This window comes from Achromobacter sp. JCM 18799 (genome assembly GCF_055395645.1).
The window spans coordinates 6,304,547-6,323,292 of record NZ_AP043866.1 but is presented as its reverse complement, the minus strand read 5'-3'; the positions used below and the strand labels follow the sequence as shown (position 1 = coordinate 6,323,292).

15 protein-coding genes are annotated in these 18,746 nt (G+C 67.3%); 11 read left to right on the top strand and 4 right to left on the bottom strand.

Annotated elements, in window-relative coordinates; genetic code table 11:
* Positions 1-8 precede the first annotated feature (8 nt).
* Both ACZ5YA_RS30000 and ACZ5YA_RS29995 read right to left on the bottom strand, forming a co-directional pair.
* Complete coding sequence (locus ACZ5YA_RS30000) at positions 9-1,136, bottom strand: efflux RND transporter periplasmic adaptor subunit (RefSeq protein WP_464091635.1); 1,128 nt, start codon at positions 1,134-1,136, stop codon at positions 9-11.
* Between the two features lie 177 nt (positions 1,137-1,313).
* On the bottom strand, positions 1,314-3,284 hold the full coding sequence (locus tag ACZ5YA_RS29995; protein WP_464091634.1) for a BCCT family transporter: 1,971 nt from the start codon (positions 3,282-3,284) through the stop codon (positions 1,314-1,316).
* A gap of 143 nt (positions 3,285-3,427) precedes the next feature.
* Here ACZ5YA_RS29995 and ACZ5YA_RS29990 point away from each other — a divergent pair, with 143 nt between their 5' ends.
* A complete protein-coding gene (locus tag ACZ5YA_RS29990) occupies positions 3,428-3,808 on the top strand; it encodes a VOC family protein (RefSeq protein ID WP_059375003.1) in 381 nt (126 codons plus the stop codon).
* A gap of 18 nt (positions 3,809-3,826) precedes the next feature.
* On the opposite strand, the gene ACZ5YA_RS29985 is transcribed toward ACZ5YA_RS29990, so the two are convergent.
* Positions 3,827-4,450 carry a TetR/AcrR family transcriptional regulator gene (locus ACZ5YA_RS29985; protein WP_059375005.1) on the bottom strand — a complete coding sequence of 208 codons (624 nt, stop codon included), beginning with the start codon at positions 4,448-4,450 and terminating at the stop codon, positions 3,827-3,829.
* Positions 4,451-4,580: 130 nt separating this feature from the next.
* Here ACZ5YA_RS29985 and ACZ5YA_RS29980 point away from each other — a divergent pair, with 130 nt between their 5' ends.
* The 3 genes from ACZ5YA_RS29980 to ACZ5YA_RS29970 are packed head-to-tail and all read left to right on the top strand — an operon-like array spanning position 4,581 to position 10,395.
* A complete protein-coding gene (locus ACZ5YA_RS29980; protein ID WP_059375006.1) occupies positions 4,581-5,777 on the top strand; it encodes an efflux RND transporter periplasmic adaptor subunit in 1,197 nt (398 codons plus the stop codon).
* Positions 5,774-8,947: an efflux RND transporter permease subunit gene (locus tag ACZ5YA_RS29975; RefSeq protein WP_464091633.1), complete on the top strand. Its 3,174-nt coding sequence runs from the start codon at positions 5,774-5,776 to the stop codon at positions 8,945-8,947. The genes ACZ5YA_RS29980 and ACZ5YA_RS29975 overlap by 4 nt, the downstream gene beginning before the upstream one ends.
* A 2-nt stretch (positions 8,948-8,949) precedes the next feature.
* Complete coding sequence (locus tag ACZ5YA_RS29970; RefSeq protein WP_059375009.1) at positions 8,950-10,395, top strand: efflux transporter outer membrane subunit; 1,446 nt, start codon at positions 8,950-8,952, stop codon at positions 10,393-10,395.
* Between the two features lie 46 nt (positions 10,396-10,441).
* On the opposite strand, the gene ACZ5YA_RS29965 is transcribed toward ACZ5YA_RS29970, so the two are convergent.
* On the bottom strand, positions 10,442-11,212 hold the full coding sequence (locus tag ACZ5YA_RS29965) for an IclR family transcriptional regulator (RefSeq protein ID WP_280016124.1): 771 nt from the start codon (positions 11,210-11,212) through the stop codon (positions 10,442-10,444).
* Between the two features lie 259 nt (positions 11,213-11,471).
* Here ACZ5YA_RS29965 and ACZ5YA_RS29960 point away from each other — a divergent pair, with 259 nt between their 5' ends.
* The 7 genes from ACZ5YA_RS29960 to ACZ5YA_RS29930 all read left to right on the top strand — a co-directional run bounded on the left by ACZ5YA_RS29960 (position 11,472) and on the right by ACZ5YA_RS29930 (position 18,744).
* Complete coding sequence (locus ACZ5YA_RS29960; protein WP_464091632.1) at positions 11,472-12,485, top strand: Bug family tripartite tricarboxylate transporter substrate binding protein; 1,014 nt, start codon at positions 11,472-11,474, stop codon at positions 12,483-12,485.
* Positions 12,485-13,369 (top strand): polysaccharide deacetylase family protein, encoded by an 885-nt coding sequence (locus tag ACZ5YA_RS29955; RefSeq protein ID WP_251877482.1) that lies wholly within the window; start codon positions 12,485-12,487, stop codon positions 13,367-13,369. Before ACZ5YA_RS29960 ends, ACZ5YA_RS29955 begins: the two co-directional genes overlap by 1 nt.
* Entirely contained in the window at positions 13,366-14,133 is a 768-nt protein-coding gene (locus tag ACZ5YA_RS29950; protein WP_464091631.1) for a polysaccharide deacetylase family protein, read from the top strand. The genes ACZ5YA_RS29955 and ACZ5YA_RS29950 overlap by 4 nt, the downstream gene beginning before the upstream one ends.
* Positions 14,134-14,259: 126 nt before the next feature.
* Positions 14,260-15,396 carry a C45 family autoproteolytic acyltransferase/hydolase gene (locus ACZ5YA_RS29945; protein WP_059375350.1) on the top strand — a complete coding sequence of 379 codons (1,137 nt, stop codon included), beginning with the start codon at positions 14,260-14,262 and terminating at the stop codon, positions 15,394-15,396.
* Positions 15,397-15,432: 36 nt separating this feature from the next.
* A complete protein-coding gene (locus tag ACZ5YA_RS29940; protein WP_464091630.1) occupies positions 15,433-16,998 on the top strand; it encodes an ABC transporter substrate-binding protein in 1,566 nt (521 codons plus the stop codon).
* A gap of 608 nt (positions 16,999-17,606) precedes the next feature.
* The gene (locus ACZ5YA_RS29935) at positions 17,607-18,245 is read left to right on the top strand and encodes a GntR family transcriptional regulator (protein ID WP_059375022.1); all 639 of its coding nucleotides are present in this window, start codon (positions 17,607-17,609) and stop codon (positions 18,243-18,245) included.
* On the top strand, positions 18,235-18,744 hold the full coding sequence (locus tag ACZ5YA_RS29930) for an ureidoglycolate lyase (protein ID WP_280016121.1): 510 nt from the start codon (positions 18,235-18,237) through the stop codon (positions 18,742-18,744). The genes ACZ5YA_RS29935 and ACZ5YA_RS29930 overlap by 11 nt, the downstream gene beginning before the upstream one ends.
* Positions 18,745-18,746: the final 2 nt, after the last annotated feature.

The following is an 18,746-nucleotide window of genomic DNA, read 5'->3' as shown; positions in this document are numbered from 1 at the left end:
CCGCGCCCTCACCGGACTTGCGCCACGGTCTGCTGCGCGGCGTCCAGCGCCACGGTGTCCTGGGCGCTGACCTCGACCGCCGCGCCGTTGTGCAGGCGCAGCTGGCCCGAGGTCACGACCTGGTCGCCCGCCTGCAGGCCTTCGGTCACGACCACGCGGCCGCGCACGCGCTCGGCCGTCTTCACGTAGGCCTGCCGGACCGTCGGGCCGGTGGACGCCTCGCCCGCCTTGGGCGGGTTCAGCACGTAGACGGAATCGCCATAGGCGCTGTAGCTGACCGCGGTTTCCGGCACGGTGATCACGCCGGGGCGCGCCGGCAGGCCGATCTGGCCCTGGGCGTACATGCCGGCCGCGAGCGCGCGGTCGGCGTTGGGCAGGGTCGCCTGCACGCGCACGGTGCGCGATCCCGCATCCACCTGCGGCTCCACGGTGCTGATCTGGCCTTCGAAGACGCGGCCCGCATGGGCGTCGACAGTCACCGCCACCGGCAGGCCCGCGCGCAACGCACCCATGGCCTGCTCGGGCAGGGTGATGTTGGCATACATGGCGGAAGCGTCGGTCAGCGATACCAGCGGATCGCCGGCGCGGGCGAATTGCCCCAGGTTCACGCGGCGCACGCCCAGCACGCCGTCAAACGGCGCCTTGACGCGCTTTTGCTCGATCAGCGCCTGCACCCGCTTGATGTCGCCCGCGGCCTGGTCGTAGTCGGCCTGCGCCTGGTCCAGCTGTTCGCGCGTGGCGGCCTGCTGCGGCAGCAGGCGGCGGGTGCGATCCAGCAAGGCGCGCGCATTGCGCGCCTGGGCCTGCAAGCGGGCCAGTTCGCCCTGCTCGGGCGCGTCGTTCAACTGCACCAGCAACTGGCCGGCCTGGACCTGCGCGCCCGAGGCGAACAGGATACGGTCGACCCGGCCGTCCACTTCGGCCGCGACCTGCACCTGGCGCGCGGCCTCCAGCGAGCCGATGCCGCTCAGCGTGACCGGGAAGTCCGCCTGCCGCGCGGCGGCCACCGCGACCTTGGCCGGCGCCATGGCCCAGCCGCCCTTTTGCTGCGCGCCGCCGTACTTCCAGTACAGCCCGCCGCCCGCCAGCGCCAGCGCCACGACCCCGGCCGCCCACGCTCCTGATTTCGCCTTCATGATTGACTCGCTATTTATCAAAGAATGTTCTTGGATAATCCACGATATCGGGCATTTCGTCAAAAGGGCTAATCCAATCCCCGGCATAGCGGCGGACTATGGCGTGCAAGCCCCTGCGGGGCGTGTGGGCATAAAAAAACCGCCAGCAAGCTGGCGGTTTCGCGGGGTACGGCGCGGCTAGGTCCGCACCATGTGCAGATAGTGGCGGTGGCGTTCGTACTGGTCCAGGATGTCGCCGATAACGGCATCGCGGCTCCAGCCCATGATGTCGTAATCCTGCCCCCCTTCACGCAGGTGGACCTCGGCGCGGAAGTACTTGCGCTCTTCCTCGTCGGCCGCTTCCTCGGGCGTGAGGCTGGGGCGTACGAAGGCCTCCGGCAGCACGGCGTAGGAGAAGTCCAGGTGTTCGCCATGGGAGACTTCCATGATCACGCCCTCATCGTTGCCGTGTTCGCGCACTTCCACTTGATAGCCCTGCTTGCGCAGTTCATCCGCCACGTCTTCCAATGCGGGGCGCACCACGTCGCCGATGAAGCGCTGCACATGGGCGCGGCGCGGCATCATGACCATGTTGCGCAGCCGCCGCTCCCAAGACTGTCCGCCGCGCGCCGGGCGCGACAGCGTCAGCGACTGATAGCGGATGCCGCGCTTGGTCGCGTCCAGCTTGAGCGCCTTGAACAGGCCCCACAGCGACAGCAGCAAAATGATGGAGAAAGGCAGCGCGCTGGCGATGGTAGCGGTCTGCAACGCTGTCAGGCCGTCGGCCAGCAGCAGCGCGATCGCCACCGCCCCCATCAGCACCGACCAGAAGATGCGTTGCCACACGGGCGTGCGGTCCGAGCCGCCGGAAGCCAGCAGGTCGACCACCAGCGCGCCCGAGTCGGCCGAGGTGACGAAGAACACCGCCACCATCGCGATGGCGACGACGGACAGCACCCCGCTCCAGGGCAATTGTTCCAGGAAGGCGAACAGCGCAAGGGAAGAATCGGCCTGCACCACTTCCGCCAGGCCCTGCACCTTGTCGACCAGGATCATGTGGATGGCGGTATCGCCGAACACCGTCATCCAGAACAGCGTGAAGCCGGCCGGCACCAGCAGCACGCCGGTGACGAATTCGCGGATGGTGCGGCCGCGCGAAATGCGCGCGATGAACAGGCCCACGAAGGGCGACCAGGCAATCCACCAGCCCCAGTAGAACAGCGTCCAGCCGCCGATCCAGTCGGTCGGTTCATAGGCGTAGAGGTTGAAGGTCTTGTTGACGATATCGGACAGGTAAGCGCCCGTGTTCTGCACGAAGGTCTGGAACAGGAATACCGTGGGGCCGACCACCAGCACGAACAGCAGCAGCACCGCCGCCAGCACCAGATTGGTCTCGGACAGGATGCGGATGCCCTTGTCCAGGCCGCTGGCCACCGACAGGGTCGCCAAGCCGCAGGTGACGACGACCAGGATGATCTGCGTGGTCACGCCCACCGGAATGCCGAACAGGTGGTTCAGGCCGCTGTTGATCTGCGCCACGCCCAGGCCCAGCGAAGTGGCCACGCCCAGCACCGTGCCGATGATGGCGAAGATGTCGACCGCATGCCCGATAGGCCCGTGGATGCGGTTGCCGATCAGCGGATACAGCGCCGAACGCAAGGTCAGCGGCAGCCCGTGCCGATAGCTGAAGAAAGCCAGAATCAGCGCCACCACCGCGTAGATGGCCCAGGCATGCAGCCCCCAGTGGAAGAACGTGATCTTCATGGATTCGCGCGCCGCGAGGGCGGTGCCGCCTTCGCCCACCGGCGGCGCGATGAAGTGCATCACGGGCTCGGCCACGCCGAAGAACATCAGGCCGATCCCCATGCCCGCGGAGAACAGCATCGCAAACCAGGTGAAGTTGCGGTAATCGGGTTCGCTGTGGTCGGGCCCCAGCTTGATGTCGCCGTACCGGCTGACCGCCAGGAACACCACCGCTATCAGGATGATGGCCACGACCAGGATGTAGAACCAGCTGGCGTTGCCCAGGATCCAGCCCTGCATGGACTCGAACAGGCCTTGCGCGACCTTGGGCGCCAGGATCGCGAATCCCACCAGCAGCAGCGTGAACACGGCCGCCGGAAAAAACACGGGACGATTGATGGTGGATGGTCGGGTTTCTGAAGTCATGCTGCCGCTCCTTTCGCCCGAGGGTTGGAAATTCCAGCGCGCGTCCCCCTCAGTCCGGCGCGCGCCGCAAGTATTACTATCACGGCCTAAGGCCGTCTGACAATCAGTAACCTCAAGCCGGGCCGGCCAGAGGAGAGATATCCATGATCGATCACCTGGACCATCTGGTCCTGACCTGCACCGACCCCGCCGCCACGGTGGACTTCTATACCCGGATCCTGGGCATGCGCCTGGAGACGTTCGGAGAGAACCGTCAGGCGCTGCGCTTCGGCAACCAGAAGATCAACCTGCACGTGCGCGGCCATGAGTTCGAACCCAAGGCCCACCTGCCCGTGCCGGGCGCGCTGGACCTGTGCTTCATCGCCGACCGTCCGCTGGAAGAGGTGATCGCGCATCTGAACCGCGAAGGCGCCCGGATCATCGAAGGCCCGGTGCCGCGCACCGGCGCGACCGGCAAGATCCGCTCGGTCTACCTGCGGGATCCGGACCTGAACCTCATCGAAATCTCGGAATTGCTGGCCTGAGGCCGGGGACCGGCCGCCTTACTCGGTCTTCGGTTCGCCGAAGACCACGCTGCGGAAGAAACCGGCCAGCACGGCCTCGGTCATTTCCGGCGTGACGGCCTGCGGGTCGAAGGCATAGCTGAACTGCATGCCGTCCGACAGGGCCAGCAAGCCCAGCGCCATTTGCTCCGGCGGCATGCGTAGCGGCGTGCCGACCCGGGCCGAAAACTGCTGCACGTAGTCCGTGACGGCTGCGCGCAATTCCCGCATACAGGCCAGAAAGCCCTCGCGGAATTCAGGGTCGCGGACCGCCTGCAGCTTGCCTTCCATCCACAGCAGGAAACAGTCGTTCTGGCGAAAGTGCGTGGAGTAGTGCTCGAGCACGCGCGCTTCCATCTGCGGGCGCGACGACCCGTCCTCGAAGATGGCGCGCATCTCGTTCATGACGCTTTCGTGGTCGCGTCTGAGCAGTTGCAGGAACAGTTCGGACTTGCTGCTGAAATTGGAATAGAAGGCTCCGCGCGTGTAGCCCGCCTGTTCGGCGATGTCCTCCACGCTGGTCGCCACAAACCCTTTCGCTACAAAAATCGATTGCGCAGCGTCGAGCAGACGCTGGCGCGTCTGATCACGGCTTTGCTCTCGCGTAAGGCGGACTTTTGACATGGCGCGAGTTTAGCACTGGGGCGCATTTCAAATTCACCATTGAATCTGAATTCATACCTGTATTAGAATCCAGGCCGTATCGGGCCGGAACCGGCCCTTATTCCCGAATTTCCGCGCCGCGAGGTGTTACGTGACTTGCCCTGGCCCTGCCGCGCGCCTTGCCGCGCGCTCCGCCGCGGCCGCCCCCGCGGCGCCGCTTTCGCCCTCCACCCGTTCCCGCCGTTGGCCGCGCCTGTTGTCGCTGCCGGGCGCAGCCGCCCTCGCCTTGTTGCTGGCCGCCTGCGGCCGCAACGAGGCGCCCCCGCCCGCGCCGCGTCCGGTGGTCGCCATGCCGGCCCAGGCCGATGAACGCTTGCCGGCCTGGACGCTGCCTGGCGAAGTGCAAGCGCGCTACAGCACGCCGCTGTCGTTCCGCGTGGGCGGCAAGATCATCGAGCGCCAGGTCCGACTGGGCGATGCCGTCACCCCCGGGCAGATCGTCGCGAAGCTGGATCCGGCCGACGCCGCCAAGAACGCGGCCAGCGCCCGCGCGCAGTTGTCGGCGGCCCAGCACCAGCTGGACTATGCGCGCCAGCAGCTGGACCGCGACCGCGCCCAGGCCCGCGAAAACCTGATCGCTGCGACCCAGCTGGAGCAAACCCGCAACGACTACGCCACGGCATTGGCGCAGCGCGACCAGGCGCAACAGCAGGCGGCATTGGCGGCCGACCAGCTCAAATACACCACGCTGCAGGCCGACCATGCTGGCGTCATCACCGCGGAACAGGCAGACACCGGACAGAACGTGGCCGCCGGCGAGCCGGTCTACAACCTGGCCTGGTCCGGCGACATCGATGCCATCTGCGACGTACCGGAAAGCGTGCTGGCAGGCCTGGCCATCGGCCAGCGCGCCAGCGTCACGCTCGGCCCCCTGCCCGGCCAGACGTTTTCCGCGGTGCTGCGCGAGATCGCGCCGGCTGCGGATCCGCAAAGCCGCACCTATCGCGCCAAGCTCACGCTGGAATCCCCGACCCCGGAGGTGCGCCTGGGCATGACGGCCAACATCAGCTTCGACAACCGCTCAGGCGAAAGCCTGACGACCTACACGGTGCCGGCCACCGCGCTGTTCCATGACGGCCCCGCGCCCGCCGTGTGGATCGTCAAGCCGGACGCCGACACGCTGGAGCTGCGCCGCGTCCAGGTGCTGCGCTACGACGCCCGCACCGTCACCCTGTCCAAGGGCTTGCAGGCCGGCGAACGCGTGGTCTGGCAAGGCGTGCACACGGTGGCCGCCGGCGAGAAAGTCCGCGCCGTGCCGCCGCTGCATCCCGAGGATTTCGCCTCATGAGCGGCCCGCAGCAGGACGCCGCGACCCAGGCGCATCGCCACGAGGAAGGCCGCTTCAACCTGTCGGCCTGGGCGCTGCGGCACCAGCCGCTGGTCGTCTTCATCATCACGCTGATCACGCTGTTCGGCGTGTTGTCGTACTCGAAGCTGGCGCAATCGGAAGATCCGCCCTTCACCTTCCGCGTCATGGTCATCAAGACGCTGTGGCCCGGCGCCACCGCGCAGCAGGTGCAGGAACAGATCACCGACCGCATCGGCAAGAAGCTGCAGGAAGCCCCCAACACGGACTTCATGCGCAGCTATTCGCGGCCGGGCGAGTCGCTGATCTTCTACACCATGAAGGACTCCGCGCCCGCCAGCGCCGTGGCCGAGCAGTGGTACCAGGTGCGCAAGAAGGTCGGCGACATCTCGGCCACGCTGCCCCCGGGCGTGCAAGGCCCCTTCTTCAACGATGAATTCGGCGACGTCTACACCAACATCTACACGCTGCAGGGCGACGGCTTTTCGCCCGCCCAGCTGCACGACTACGCCGACCGGCTGCGCACCGTGCTGCTGCGCGTGCCGGGCGTGGCCAAGGTGGACTACTTCGGCGACCAGCCCGAGCACATCTACGTCGAGATCTCCAACACCCAGCTCACGCGACTGGGCGTTTCGGCGCAGCAGATCGCCCAGGCCATCAACAGCCAGAACGCCGTGACGAGCGCGGGCACGTTGACCACCGCCGACGACCGCGTCTTCGTGCGGCCCAGCGGCCAGTACGCCAACAGCCGCGTCCTGGCCGACACGCTGATCCGGGTCAACGGCAAATCGATCCGGTTGGGTGACATCGCCATCATCCGCCGCGGCTACCAAGACCCGGCCGTCGAACAGATGCGGCTGGGCGGCAGCTCCGTGCTGGGCATAGGCATCACCATGCAGCCGGGGCGCGACGTGGTCCATCTGGGCAAGGCTTTGAGCGCCAAGTTCGAAGAACTCCAGGCCCAGCTACCCGCCGGGCTGACCCTGAAGGAAGTCTCCAGCATGCCCAAGGCGGTATCGCATTCGGTCGACGACTTCCTGCGCTCCGTGGCCGAAGCGGTGGCCATCGTGCTGGCCGTGAGCCTGGTGTCGCTAGGCTTGCGCACCGGCATGGTCGTGGTCATCTCGATCCCGGTGGTGCTGGCGGTCACGGCGCTGTTCATGGACATGTTCGGCATCGGCCTGCACAAGGTATCCCTGGGTACGCTGGTGCTGGCGCTGGGCCTGCTGGTGGACGACGCCATCATCGCGGTCGAAATGATGGCAGTGAAGCTCGAACAGGGCTGGAGCCGCGCGCGCGCCGCCGCATTCGCCTACACCAGCACCGCCTTCCCCATGCTGACCGGCACCCTGGTCACGGTGGCGGGCTTCCTGCCGATCGCGCTGGCCAAGTCCAGCACGGGCGAATACACCCGTTCCATCTTCCAGGTGTCCGCCATCGCGCTGATCACCTCCTGGTTCGCCGCCGTGGTGCTGATCCCGCTGCTGGGCTACCGCCTGCTGCCCGAGCGCAAACGCGAAGCCCATCTGCCCGACGACCACGAACACGATATCTACAACACCCGCTTCTACCAGCGCCTGCGCGGCTGGGTGGGCTGGTGCGTGGACCGCCGCTACCTGGTGCTGGGCGCCACGGCGCTGGTCTTCGTGGCTGCCATGGCCTGCTTCCGCTTCGTGCCGCAACAGTTCTTCCCGAGCTCCGACCGCAGCGAACTGCTGGTGGACGTGCGCCTGCAGGAAGGCGCGTCGTTCGCGGCCACGCTGCGCCAGGTCGAGCGGCTGGAAAAGACGCTGGAAGGCCGTCCGGAAATCGACCACTCGGTCAGCTTCGTCGGCACCGGCGCGCCGCGCTTCTATCTGCCGCTGGACCAACAGCTCGCCACCCCGAACTTCGCCCAGCTGGTCATCACCACGCATTCGGTCGAGGACCGCGAGAAGCTCGCGCAATGGCTGCAGCCCGTGCTGCGCGAGCAGTTCCCGGCCATCCGCAGCCGCCTGTCGCGCCTGGAGAACGGCCCGCCCGTGGGCTTCCAGGTGCAGTTCCGCGTCAGCGGCGACAAGATCGCCGACGTGCGCGCGGTGGCCGAACAGGTGGCAGCCGAAGTCCGCGCCGATCCGCGTTCGACCAATGTGCAGTTCGACTGGGACGAGCCGTCCGAACGTTCGGTGCGCTTCGAGATCGACCAGCAGAAGGCGCGCGAGCTGGGCGTCAGTTCCAGCGACATCTCGGACTTCCTGGCCATGACGCTGTCGGGCTACGCGGTCACGCAATACCGCGAACGCGACAAGCTGATCACCGTGAGCCTGCGCGCGCCGCAGGAAGAACGGATCGACCCCGCGCGCCTGAGCACCCTGGCCATGCCCACGCCCAACGGCGCGGTGCCGCTGGGCAGCCTGGGCCACGTGCGCTATGACCTGGAGTACGGCGTCATCTGGGAACGCGACCGCCAGCCCACCATCACGGTGCAAGCGGACGTCGCCGCTGGCGCGCAAGGCATCGACGTCACCCGCGCCATCGACGCCAAGCTCAACGCCCTGCGCGCCGGACTGCCCGTCGGCTACCGCGTCGAGGTGGGCGGCCCGGTGGAGGAAAGCGCCAAGGGCCAGTCCTCGATCAACGCCCAGATGCCGCTGATGGCGGTGGCCGTGCTGACCCTGCTGATGCTGCAGCTGCAAAGCTTCGCCCGCGTGCTGATGGTGGTGCTGACCGCGCCGCTGGGACTGATAGGCGTGGTCGCGGCGCTGCTGCTGTTCGGCAAGCCCTTCGGCTTCGTCGCCATGCTGGGCGTGATCGCCATGTTCGGCATCATCATGCGCAACTCGGTCATCCTGGTGGACCAGATCGAACAGGACATCGGCGCCGGCCACAAGCGCGTGGACGCCATCGTCGGCGCCACCGTGCGCCGTTTCCGCCCGATTACCCTGACGGCCGCGGCCGCCGTGCTGGCCCTGATCCCGCTTTTGCGCAGCAACTTCTTCGGCCCCATGGCCACCGCCCTGATGGGCGGCATCACCATCGCCACCGTGCTGACGCTGTTCTTCCTGCCGGCCCTGTATGCCGCGTGGTTCCGCGTCCGCCACGACGAGCGCGACGAACCCGAAGGCGTGCCGCCGGGCGCCAACGCCGGCGACACGGTGGAACGGGGAGCATGACGATGAACCGACTTTCCTTGCGCCTGGCCGCCCTGCCCCTGACGCTGGCCTTGGGCGCTTGCGCCTTCGCGCCCAGCAGCAAGCCGCCCGCGGTCGCGCAACCGGCGCAATACGGCGTCGAGGCCACGCCCGCCGCAAGCGCCGCCGCCCAGGGCGTGGCGCAGCGCTTCGAACAAGGCGCGCGGCCCGTGCCCGAATGGTGGAAGCGTTATGAATCAGAGGCGCTGAACGCGCTGGTGGCCGAAGGCCTGACCAACAGCCCGGACCTCGCCGCCGCCGAACGCAACCTGGCCGGCGCGCGCGAACAGCTGCGCGGCCAGGTGAATTCGTCGCTGCTGCCTTCGGTGGACGCGGGCGCCGACGCCTCCCGCCGGCGCGCGCTGACCATGCCGAACCTGCACGAACCGACCGCGCAGTACAACGTCTTCACCGGCCAGATCCACGCCAAGTACGACCTGGACCTGTTCGGCGCGGCGCGCTTTGCCAACGCCTCGCTCGCGGCCCAGGTCGAGCAGCAGGCCTTCCAGCTGGAATCCGCCCGCCGTTCGCTCGCCAGCAATATCGTCACCGGCGCCATCACTGCCGCCGCACTGGCCGAACGCGTGGCGTTGACGGAAAAGCAGGTCGTGCTGGCGCGACAGGTGGCGCGCGACACGCAGCGCCGCTACGAACTGGGTTCGGCCTCGCAGAACGACGCGCTGGACGCGGACCAGGATGCCGCCACGCTGGAAGCGTCCCTGCCCGGCCTGCGCGCGCGCTGGCATGCGACGCGCCATGCGCTGGCGGTGCTGCTGGGCCGCAACCCAGACCAGGCCCCACCCGATCTCGCCTTCAGCATGCTGGCCGTGCCGCGGCAAGTGCCGGTGGTGGTGCCGTCCGAACTGCTGGCTGCGCGCCCGGACATCCTGTTCGCGGATGCGGTGGTGCAAGCCGCCGCGGCCGACGTGGGCCTGGCCACCGCGCAGTTGTTCCCCAGCCTGTCCTTGTCCGCGTCCATGGGCAAGAGCGGCTTCAATTGGCCCGCGGCGATGTCGGGCGCCGGCGCCATCTGGGCGGTTGGCGCTACGCTCACGCAACCCATCTTCCATGGCGGCGCGCTGCTGGCCGAACGCAGCGCGGCCAAGGAACGCTACGAAGCCGCGCTGCTGCAATACAAGCAGACCGTGCTGACCGCCTTCCGCGACGTGGCCGACACGCTGTCGCGGTTGGATGCCGACGGGCAGGCGCTGGCCTCCGCCGAAGCCTCGCGCCGCTCGGCCGAACAGTCCTACCGCAACACCGCCAGCCGCGTGCGGCTGGGCGCGCTGGCGCCTTATACCGAATACGCCGCGGAACAGCATTACGTGGCGGCCCGCCTGCGCGAGATCGAGTACGCCAATGCGCGCCTGACCGAAACGGCGGCGTTGTTTCAGGCCATGGGGTCGCCGGCCCGCGCCGCGCAGCAATAGCGCATCCAGCCAAGATCGCCGCAGGCCCGCACGCAAGCCCTCGCGCTCACGGCGCGGGGGCTTGTTCCTTCATGCGCGTGGCCAGCGCCAGCGATTCGATGCGGCGGGCGGCCGACTGCAGCAAGGCCGTGGTCTTGTCCTGCGCGATGGTGTTGAGCCGGGCCGCAAGAAAGGTGACGGTCAGCGCGCCGAACACGCGGCGGTCCTCCTGGAACACCGGCACCGCGATGCCCGCCCGCTCCGGCGAGATCTCGCCCACTCCCAGATAAAAGCCCTGCACCCGGATCTGGTCCAGCTTGCCGGTGAATTCGGCCTGCGTCGCGCCCAGGCCCAGGTCGCGGATCTCGTCCGCATGGGCTTCGTACAGGCGGCGCTGGTCCTTGCGCGGCAGGAACGCGACGATGGTCTTGGCCGTGGCGCCGCGGAACAGCGGATGGGCGCGGCCGCGGCCGTGCGGAATGCCCAGCTCGTCGGGACCGCGCTCGTGGTGGATATTCAGGATGCGCAGGCCGTGGATCACGCTGAGCAGCACGTCGCCGCCCACCTGGTCCACCACCTCGCGCATGATCGGGCGCGCCACGCCCAGCACCGGATCGCCGTCGATGATGAGGTGGTCCAGTTCGATGATGCGTGGCCCCAGCTTGTAGCCTTCGCCCGTCACCCGCAGCAGATAGCCCAGGTCCGTCAGGTCACGGATGTAGCGGTAGCCCGTGGGCGCCGAATACGACAGGCGCGAAATGATCTCTTCCGCCGACAGCACCGGGGTTTCGAGACTGAAGAGGTCAAGTATCGCTAGGGCTCGCTTCAGGGTGGACATGGCGGTCGTGGGGCGGGGAACAACGCGGGATCGGGCGCAGCGTATCACAGGGGTGCGTGCGGCGCGCCTGTGCCATTGGCGCTGCCTATCGCCCCTAGCCCAAGCTCAAGTCCAAAACTATCGTTTTCCTATTTTTTATCATTTATAGATAAAAACTAATTGGATTGAATTATTTTTTATCGAATAATGACATTCAAGCAATGAGCAGATTGACGTCCAACACGCCACTGCACCTGCGGAAAACATCAGGGGAAAATCCATGAAGCAGTCTTGCGGCACCAAGGGCGGCATCAGCCGCCGGCATTTCCTGGGGGCCTCGGCCGCCACCTTGGCCAGCGCTGCGCTGGCGCGGCCCGACCGCGCCTGGGCGGCCGGCTATCCGGCCGAACGTGCCATCCAGTTCATCGTGCCCTTCCCGGCCGGCGGCGGCACCGACCTGGTGGCTCGTCCGCTGGCCCAGGGCATCGGCGAGGCGCTCAAGCAAAGCGTGGTCGTGATCAACAAGGGCGGCGCCGCGGGCAACATCGGCACGCAGCAGGCCGCCCGTTCGGCGCCGGACGGCTACACCATCGCGCTGGGCTCCACCGGCACGCACACGGTGAACCAGAGCCTGTACCAGAACATCGGCTACGACCCGGTCAAGGACTTCGAGCCGGTGTCCATGGTCTGCTACTACAACAACGTGCTGGTGTTGCATCCGTCGTTTCCGGCGCGCACGCTGCAGGAGCTGGTCGCGCTCATCAAGGCCAATCCGGGCAAGTACTTCTATGGCATCACGCAGAACGGCAGCTCTGCCCACCTGGCCATGGAACTACTCAAGGCCACGGCCGGCCTGGACCTGCCCGGCGTGCCGTACAAGGGCGCGGCGGCCGCGGTCAACGACTTCCTGGGCGGGCAGTTTCCGATCCTGATGGACGTGGTGATCAACCAGCAGCAATTCATCCGCGGCGGCAAGTCGCGCCCGCTGGCCGTGACCTCGGCGCAGCGCGCGCAGGCGCTGCCCGACGTGCCGACCGTGGCGGAATCGGGCTTTCCCGGCTATCAGGCCATAGGCTGGAACGGCGTGTTCGCGCCCGCGGGCACGTCCGCCGCCATCATCCAGACGCTCAATGGCGCCGTGCAAAGCGCGCTCAAGCAGCCCGCCCTGGAGCAGTTGACGCAGAACGGACTGGAGCTGCACGGCAGCACCCCGCAAGAACTGAGCCGTTTCGTCGCGACTGAGAGCGAGAAGTGGCGCACGCTGATCAAGAACGCCGACATCAAGGCCACCTGATGCAACGCATACCCTACGGCGTCCCCTTGGACGCCAGCGCCAATCCCTGGCTGCCGCTGGACCGCGAACTGCGCGCGCAGGGCCTGCGCGCCGCGGGCGCCGCGCCGGTGCGCGCGGTGGTTTGCGTCACCGTCCACGTCGACGGCCCCGCCGTCGAGGTCGGCCGCAAGCAGTTCCCGGCCGGTCCCCATACCGCGGGCCGCTATGCCATCCGCCGCGGCGTGGCGCGGCACCTGGAGATCCTGGCGCGCCACGGCATGCCTGCCACGTTCTTCGCCTGCGGCTACGACGTCGAGCACTATCCGGCGACCTTCCACCGCATCCTGGAGGCAGGCCACGAGATCGCCGCCCACGGCTATCTGCACGAAGCCTGGGACCTGGGCGATGACGAGCCCGCGCTGCTGGAGAAAACCCATCGCATCATCCAGCGCGAGCTGGGCGTGACGCCGGCGGGCTGGTGTTCGCCTTCGGGCCGCAAGAGCCATCGGACCCTGCCCGCGCTGCGACGCCTGGGCTATTGCTACGACGCCAGCGAAAAGGACCAGGACCGTCCCTACCTGCCGGCGGACACGGCGGATTTCATCATGCTGCCGAACAACACGGTCTCGCTGGACGACTATCCGTTTTACTTTTCGGGCCACAGCCTCGCGGCGGAAGCGTATGACAACTGGGTGCAGGAATTCGAGGCGCTGCGCCAAGCCGAAGGCTATGTGCACCTGACCGTGCACCCCAAGGCTGCCGGCGGTTCCGGCACGCCGGCCCGCGCCGCGGCGCTGGACCGCTTCCTGGCCTATCTGGCCGCCCAACCCGATGTGCACGTCATGACGCTGGAAGCGCTGGCGCGCCACTGCCTTGCCCGCCCCGACGCCTGGAGAAGCGCATGAGCGCCGACAAAACCGTACTGGTCACCCTCAATGTGCAGGGCATCGGCCCCGAAGCCGCGACCCAGCCGGAAGCCTCGCTGCACGGCCGCGACGCGCATGGCCGCTATACCTACGGCGGCGGCCTGGCGCGCGTGCTGGACATGCTGCGCCGCCAGGACATCCGCGCCACGCTGTTCTGGCCGGTGTTCGAAGCCGAACGCTGCCGCGGCCTGCTGGAACAAAGCCTGCGCGACGGTCACGAGGCAGCCTCGCAAGGCAATGCCTACGAAGACCTGCCCGCGCTGGGCGAGCGCGAAGGCGAAGTGCTGGAACGGGCCCGCGACCGGCTGGCCGAACTGACCGGCGCCCCCCCGCAGGGCTTTCGCTATGCCAGCGCGTTTACCGCCAGCACCGTACCGCTGCTGCACCGGCTCGGCTATCGCTACGACAGCAGCGCAATCGACGACGACGCCCCCTACGCCCTGGACGCCGACGGCGGCCCCGGCATGCTGGAGCTGCCCTGGAGCGAAGGCCTGTGCGACGCCACCCATTTCAGCCGCCGCGTGACGCAGGACCGCGCCTACGCGCACTGGGTGGAACAAGGCGACGCGCTGCTCGCGGCCGATGGCTATGCCTGCCTGACCTTGCATCCGCGCGCCGACAACGGCGTGGGCCGCGCGGCCAGGCTGCTGAAAGTCGAGCAACTGCTGGAGCGCTTCCGCGCCGCGGGCGCCAGCTTCAAGACCTGCGCCGAATTGGCCGCCGCCTCCCACCATACGCGCTGAACGCAGGACGCCCATGGCCTGCTTGCACTGGTAAACCCTGAGCAATATTGGCGCCAAAATAAGCTAACATTTTTTCGCCAACCAATTTCCACCCCAGATTGCGGCGCGGCGCGCCGCCCTATGTCCATGACCCAGATCACCCAATTTCCCTTCGTATCGGTTTCGGGCGCGCCCGAGGCCCGCGGCCGCTCCTATGGCCAGCAAGCTGCCGACCGCGTGCGCAAGAGCGCCAAGATGTACGGCCAGACCCTGGTCGACCTGGGCTACGACGCCATGGCGCGCACCCAGCTGATCAACGGCTTCGCCCGCGAGATCGAGAACTTCGCGCCGCACTACCTGGAAGAGATGCGCGGCATCGCCGCGGGCGCCGACGTGCCGTTCGAAGACATCGTGATGGTGAACGCCCGCACCGAAGTCATCGCCAAGGCCCGCGCCGAAAAGAAGAAGGCCGCCGAACTGGAGCCGGGCGACGGCTGCACCGGCGCGCTGATCCTGCCGACGCGCTCGGCCAACGGCCGCCTGATCCATGGCCAGAACTGGGACTGGCGCGCGGAATGCGCCGACACCGCCATCGTGCTGCGTGTGCGCAACGACAACGGCCCCGACATGCTGACCTTCGTCGAAGCGGGCGGCCTGGCGCGCAGCGGCCTGAACAGCGCCGGCGTCTCGATCACCGCCAACTACCTGGAATCCGACCGCGACTTCCGCCAGCTGGGCGTGCCGCTGTCGCTGATCCGCCGCAAGGTGCTGGAACAGGAACACTTCGCGCTGGCGATCAAGGCGGTGGCAACCACGCCCAAGTCTTGCTCCAACAACATCATGATCGGCATGGCGGCGGGCTTCGGGGTCGATTACGAATGCACCACCGACGAAGCCTTCCCCATCTACCCGGGCAGCGATGACCTCATCGTCCACGCCAACCACTGGGTCAGCGACGTGGCCCTGTGCAAGCTGCGCGACACGGGCCGCGCCAGCACGCCGGAAAGCGCCTACCGCGACTGGCGCGTGCGCCGCCTGTTGAACGAACAATCCAAGCTGACGCGCGAAGACTTGAAGCGCGCGCTGTTCGATGACTTCGGCGCGCCCTATTCGGTCTGCCGTCCGCCGCGCCCCGGCAGCCACGACAACCTGTCGGCCACGGTGGCGATGGTGATCATGGAGCCCGAGGCCGGCCTGATGGAAGTCGCGCCGCTGCCGGCGCTGAACCGCAGTTTCACCCGCTACAGCCTGAGCGCCGAACCCGAACTGCTGGCTGCCGCCTGAAGCGGCGCGCCCGCGCAACCCCAGGAAGACGTATCGATGAAAAACCATTTGTTGAGCGCCGCGGTTGCGCTGGCGCTGGGTTCCATGGCCGGCGCGGCCTGGGCGCAATCGGCCCCGCCGCTGCGCATTTCACTGACGGCGGACATCCGCTCCACCGAACCCGGCGTCAACCGCGACAGCAACAGCGACGCGGTGGTGCTGCACATCGTCGAGGGCCTGGTGGCCTACGGCGAGGATGCCGAGGTGCGGCCGCTGCTGGCCAAGTCGGTGGACATCAGCCCGGACGGCAAGACCTATACCTTCAAGCTGCGCGAAGGCATCACGTTCCACAACGGCAAGCCGATGACGTCGGCCGACGTGCTGTGGACCTGGCAGCATTACACCGCGGCCAATTCGGGCTGGCGTTGCGCCAGCGAGTTCGACGGGCGCGGCACGGTCAAGGTGACGGGCGTGGAAGCGCCGAACGCGCAGACGGTCGTCTATCGCATCGAAAAGCCCAGCAGCCTGTTCCTGGCGACGCTCGCGCGCGCCGACTGCGGCGGCACCGGCATCCTGTCCAAGGACTCGGTGCGCGCGGACGGTTCCTGGGACAAGCCCATCGGCACCGGGCCATTCGAATTGGCGGAATGGAAGCGTGGCGAGTACGTGCGCCTGACGAAGTTCGCGGGCTATTCGAACCTGGACGGCAAGCGCGACGGCTATACGGGATCGAAGCGGCCGCTGGTGGACGAGGTGCGCTTCCTGATCGTGCCGGACGATTCCACCGCCAAGGCGGCCCTGCAGCGCGGCAACATCGACATCATCGAGGACGTGTCCAACAGCGACGTGCCGGTGCTGCAAGGCACGCCGAACGTCAAGGTGGCGCATGCGCCGGTGATGAGCATGACGGCGCTGCTGATGCAGACCAGGGATCCGGTGCTGGCCAATCCCAAGATGCGGCAGGCGCTGGCGCACGCGATCGATTACCAGCAACTGGCGGCGGCAGTGACGGAAGGCCTGGCCCAGCCCAACAATTCGATCGTGCCGCTGGTTTCGCCCTACTACGACGCGGCGCAGAAGCAGGGCTGGAACTACGATCCGGCGCTGGCGCAGAAGCTGCTGGGCGAAGCGGGCTACAAAGGGCAGGATCTGACGATCCTGACGACCAAGCGCTATCCGCAGTCGTACAACTCGGCGGTCATCATCCAGGCGATGTTCCAGGCGGTGGGGATCAAGGCGCAGCTGTCGGTGGTGGAGTGGGCGACGCAGCTGGACCGCTATAACGCGGGCACTTACCAGATGATGACGTTCCCTTATTCGGCGCGGCTGGACGCGGCGCTGAACTACGAGATGGTGACGGGGGACAAGGCGAAGCAGCCGCGCAAGGTCTGGGACAATCCCGCCGCGCTGAAGCTGATCGAGGCGGCGTCGTCGGATACGGATCATGCGAAGCGGCAGGCTTCGTTTGATCAGCTGCATAGGCTGTTCCTGGCGGATGTGCCTAGTATTCCTTTGTACAACGGGTTGGATATTGGGGCTTATCGGGCGGATATCAGGGGGTATCAGCCTTGGGCGGTTAAGAAGCCGCGGGCATGGGAGGTGGAGCGGGTTTCGGCCCCTTGATGTTGATTTTGTTGTCTTTGTTGGTGCCGGTGCGGTCTTCGTAGGTCGCCCGGCGGCGCGGGCCTGGTGGCTGCTCGCGCCCACGATTGCGGTCCGGAGCGTTCGCTCCGGACTGCCCCTTCGTCATCTTCGTCCTCGCCTTCGGCGACTCCTTCAGATTCCCTCGGGCGCATCGAGGTTGCTCGCAGCCACCAGGCCCGCGCCGCCGGGCTACGAGTTTCTTGGTTCGCTGCGCCGTCAGACCCGTGGGTAGTGGCGAGGTTTGCGGGGCCCGCTGAATGCGGCCGCCTGCGCGGCCGCATTCAGCTTACTTGGTGGTGGGGCGTCGGAGCGGTGTGCGCTGGCGCGCTGGCGTGGGTCTTGTTTTTTCTCTCCTGCGGTTTTCTCCCCCCGCACCTTCCTTTCCGTTTTTTTCTCCGCTTTCGCTCTGCCTTCCCTTCTTCTCCCCTTTTCTCGCCACTCTGATTGCCTGGCCGTATCCGGCCACGCCTATTAGGGATACTACTGGTATCTCTTTGGGATACCAGTGGGGTACCTTCTCATCCGTTACGCGCGACGGCAACTCGGAGTCTCTGTCGTCCGCGCTTTTTTCTTACGCTGCAACACACATGAACGCTACTCAACGCACCTATCAGACCCTGCTGGACCAGATCGTTTCGCGCCGGATTCCGGCGGGGGAAGTGTTGGAGGAACGCCGGTTGGCGGATGAGCTGGAGGTGTCGCGCACGCCGTTGCGCGCGGCGATGAACCGGTTGTTGGGCGAAGGGATGCTGGAGCGGCTGTCCAACGGATCCATCGTGGTGCGCTCGTTTGGCGTGACGGACCTGCTGGAATTGCTGCAGATCCGCAGCCTGCTGGAAAGCGAGGCGGCGGCGATGGCGACCGGGCGGATTCCGGCGGAGCCGCTGGAAGGGCTGCGGGCGCGCTTGCAGGCCTTGCTGGATGCGAAGACGCCGGACGAAAAGTCGGATTGGGAGGTCGATAACGCGCTGCACGATCTGGTGGCGGCGTACTGCGGCAACCGGAATCTGGCGACGATGATCACGGCGACGCGGCGGCAGGTGCGGATGTGCGATGTGGAGCGCTTGCCGCAACGGCAGGTGCAGGCGCGGGAAGAACACTTGGCGATCGTGGAAGCGCTGCTGTCGGGCGAGTCGGCCCGGGCGCGGCAGGCGATGGCGGCGCATCTGGAGAACGTGCGGCGCAGCTATGTGAACTCGCTGGGGTATCTGAGCCATGGCGCGTGACCTGGACGCATCCCCGCGCGTGATCCGCCCGCGGCCGCTCACGCCCGAGGCCTTTGCGCCATATGGCGAGGTGATCGCGCACCAGGGCGCGGAGCGCCGTCACTATCTGACCGAGCCCATGCGGCATGGGCCCGAGGTGGTTCGCCAGGCCGGCTGGGTCAGCCGGGTGCAGGCGGCGGCGCCGGGGCCGGTGGAAATCCGGCTGATGGAACGCCACCGCCATGCGGCGCAGAGCTTCGTGCCGTTGACGGACTCGCCCTATCTGGTGGTGGTGGCGCCGACCGGCGCCGACGATCTGCCCGACATGGCGCGGCTGGAAGCGTTTCTCGCGACTGGCAGCCAGGGCGTGTGCTACCGCGTGGGCGTCTGGCATCACGGCCTGACCGTGTTGCAGGGGCCGGCGGAGTTCCTGGTCCTGATGGGCCAGACCGGCCGCGGCGATGACGACGAGTTCTGGCAGGCGCCGGCTCCGCACGCCCTGGTTTCGATTTCCGATTGACC

What these genes read in the sequence shown, in the direction of transcription:
- ACZ5YA_RS30000 (WP_464091635.1), bottom strand. Translation starts at nt 1,136, where the DNA reads ATGAAGGCGAAATCAGGAGCGTGGGCGGCCGGGGTCGTGGCGCTGGCG.
- ACZ5YA_RS29995 (WP_464091634.1), bottom strand. Translation starts at nt 3,284, where the DNA reads ATGACTTCAGAAACCCGACCATCCACCATCAATCGTCCCGTGTTTTTT.
- ACZ5YA_RS29990 (WP_059375003.1), top strand. Translation starts at nt 3,428, where the DNA reads ATGATCGATCACCTGGACCATCTGGTCCTGACCTGCACCGACCCCGCC.
- ACZ5YA_RS29985 (WP_059375005.1), bottom strand. Translation starts at nt 4,450, where the DNA reads ATGTCAAAAGTCCGCCTTACGCGAGAGCAAAGCCGTGATCAGACGCGC.
- ACZ5YA_RS29975 (WP_464091633.1), top strand. Translation starts at nt 5,774, where the DNA reads ATGAGCGGCCCGCAGCAGGACGCCGCGACCCAGGCGCATCGCCACGAG.
- ACZ5YA_RS29970 (WP_059375009.1), top strand. Translation starts at nt 8,950, where the DNA reads ATGAACCGACTTTCCTTGCGCCTGGCCGCCCTGCCCCTGACGCTGGCC.
- ACZ5YA_RS29965 (WP_280016124.1), bottom strand. Translation starts at nt 11,212, where the DNA reads ATGTCCACCCTGAAGCGAGCCCTAGCGATACTTGACCTCTTCAGTCTC.
- ACZ5YA_RS29960 (WP_464091632.1), top strand. Translation starts at nt 11,472, where the DNA reads ATGAAGCAGTCTTGCGGCACCAAGGGCGGCATCAGCCGCCGGCATTTC.
- ACZ5YA_RS29955 (WP_251877482.1), top strand. Translation starts at nt 12,485, where the DNA reads ATGCAACGCATACCCTACGGCGTCCCCTTGGACGCCAGCGCCAATCCC.
- ACZ5YA_RS29950 (WP_464091631.1), top strand. Translation starts at nt 13,366, where the DNA reads ATGAGCGCCGACAAAACCGTACTGGTCACCCTCAATGTGCAGGGCATC.
- ACZ5YA_RS29945 (WP_059375350.1), top strand. Translation starts at nt 14,260, where the DNA reads ATGACCCAGATCACCCAATTTCCCTTCGTATCGGTTTCGGGCGCGCCC.
- ACZ5YA_RS29940 (WP_464091630.1), top strand. Translation starts at nt 15,433, where the DNA reads ATGAAAAACCATTTGTTGAGCGCCGCGGTTGCGCTGGCGCTGGGTTCC.
- ACZ5YA_RS29935 (WP_059375022.1), top strand. Translation starts at nt 17,607, where the DNA reads ATGAACGCTACTCAACGCACCTATCAGACCCTGCTGGACCAGATCGTT.
- ACZ5YA_RS29930 (WP_280016121.1), top strand. Translation starts at nt 18,235, where the DNA reads ATGGCGCGTGACCTGGACGCATCCCCGCGCGTGATCCGCCCGCGGCCG.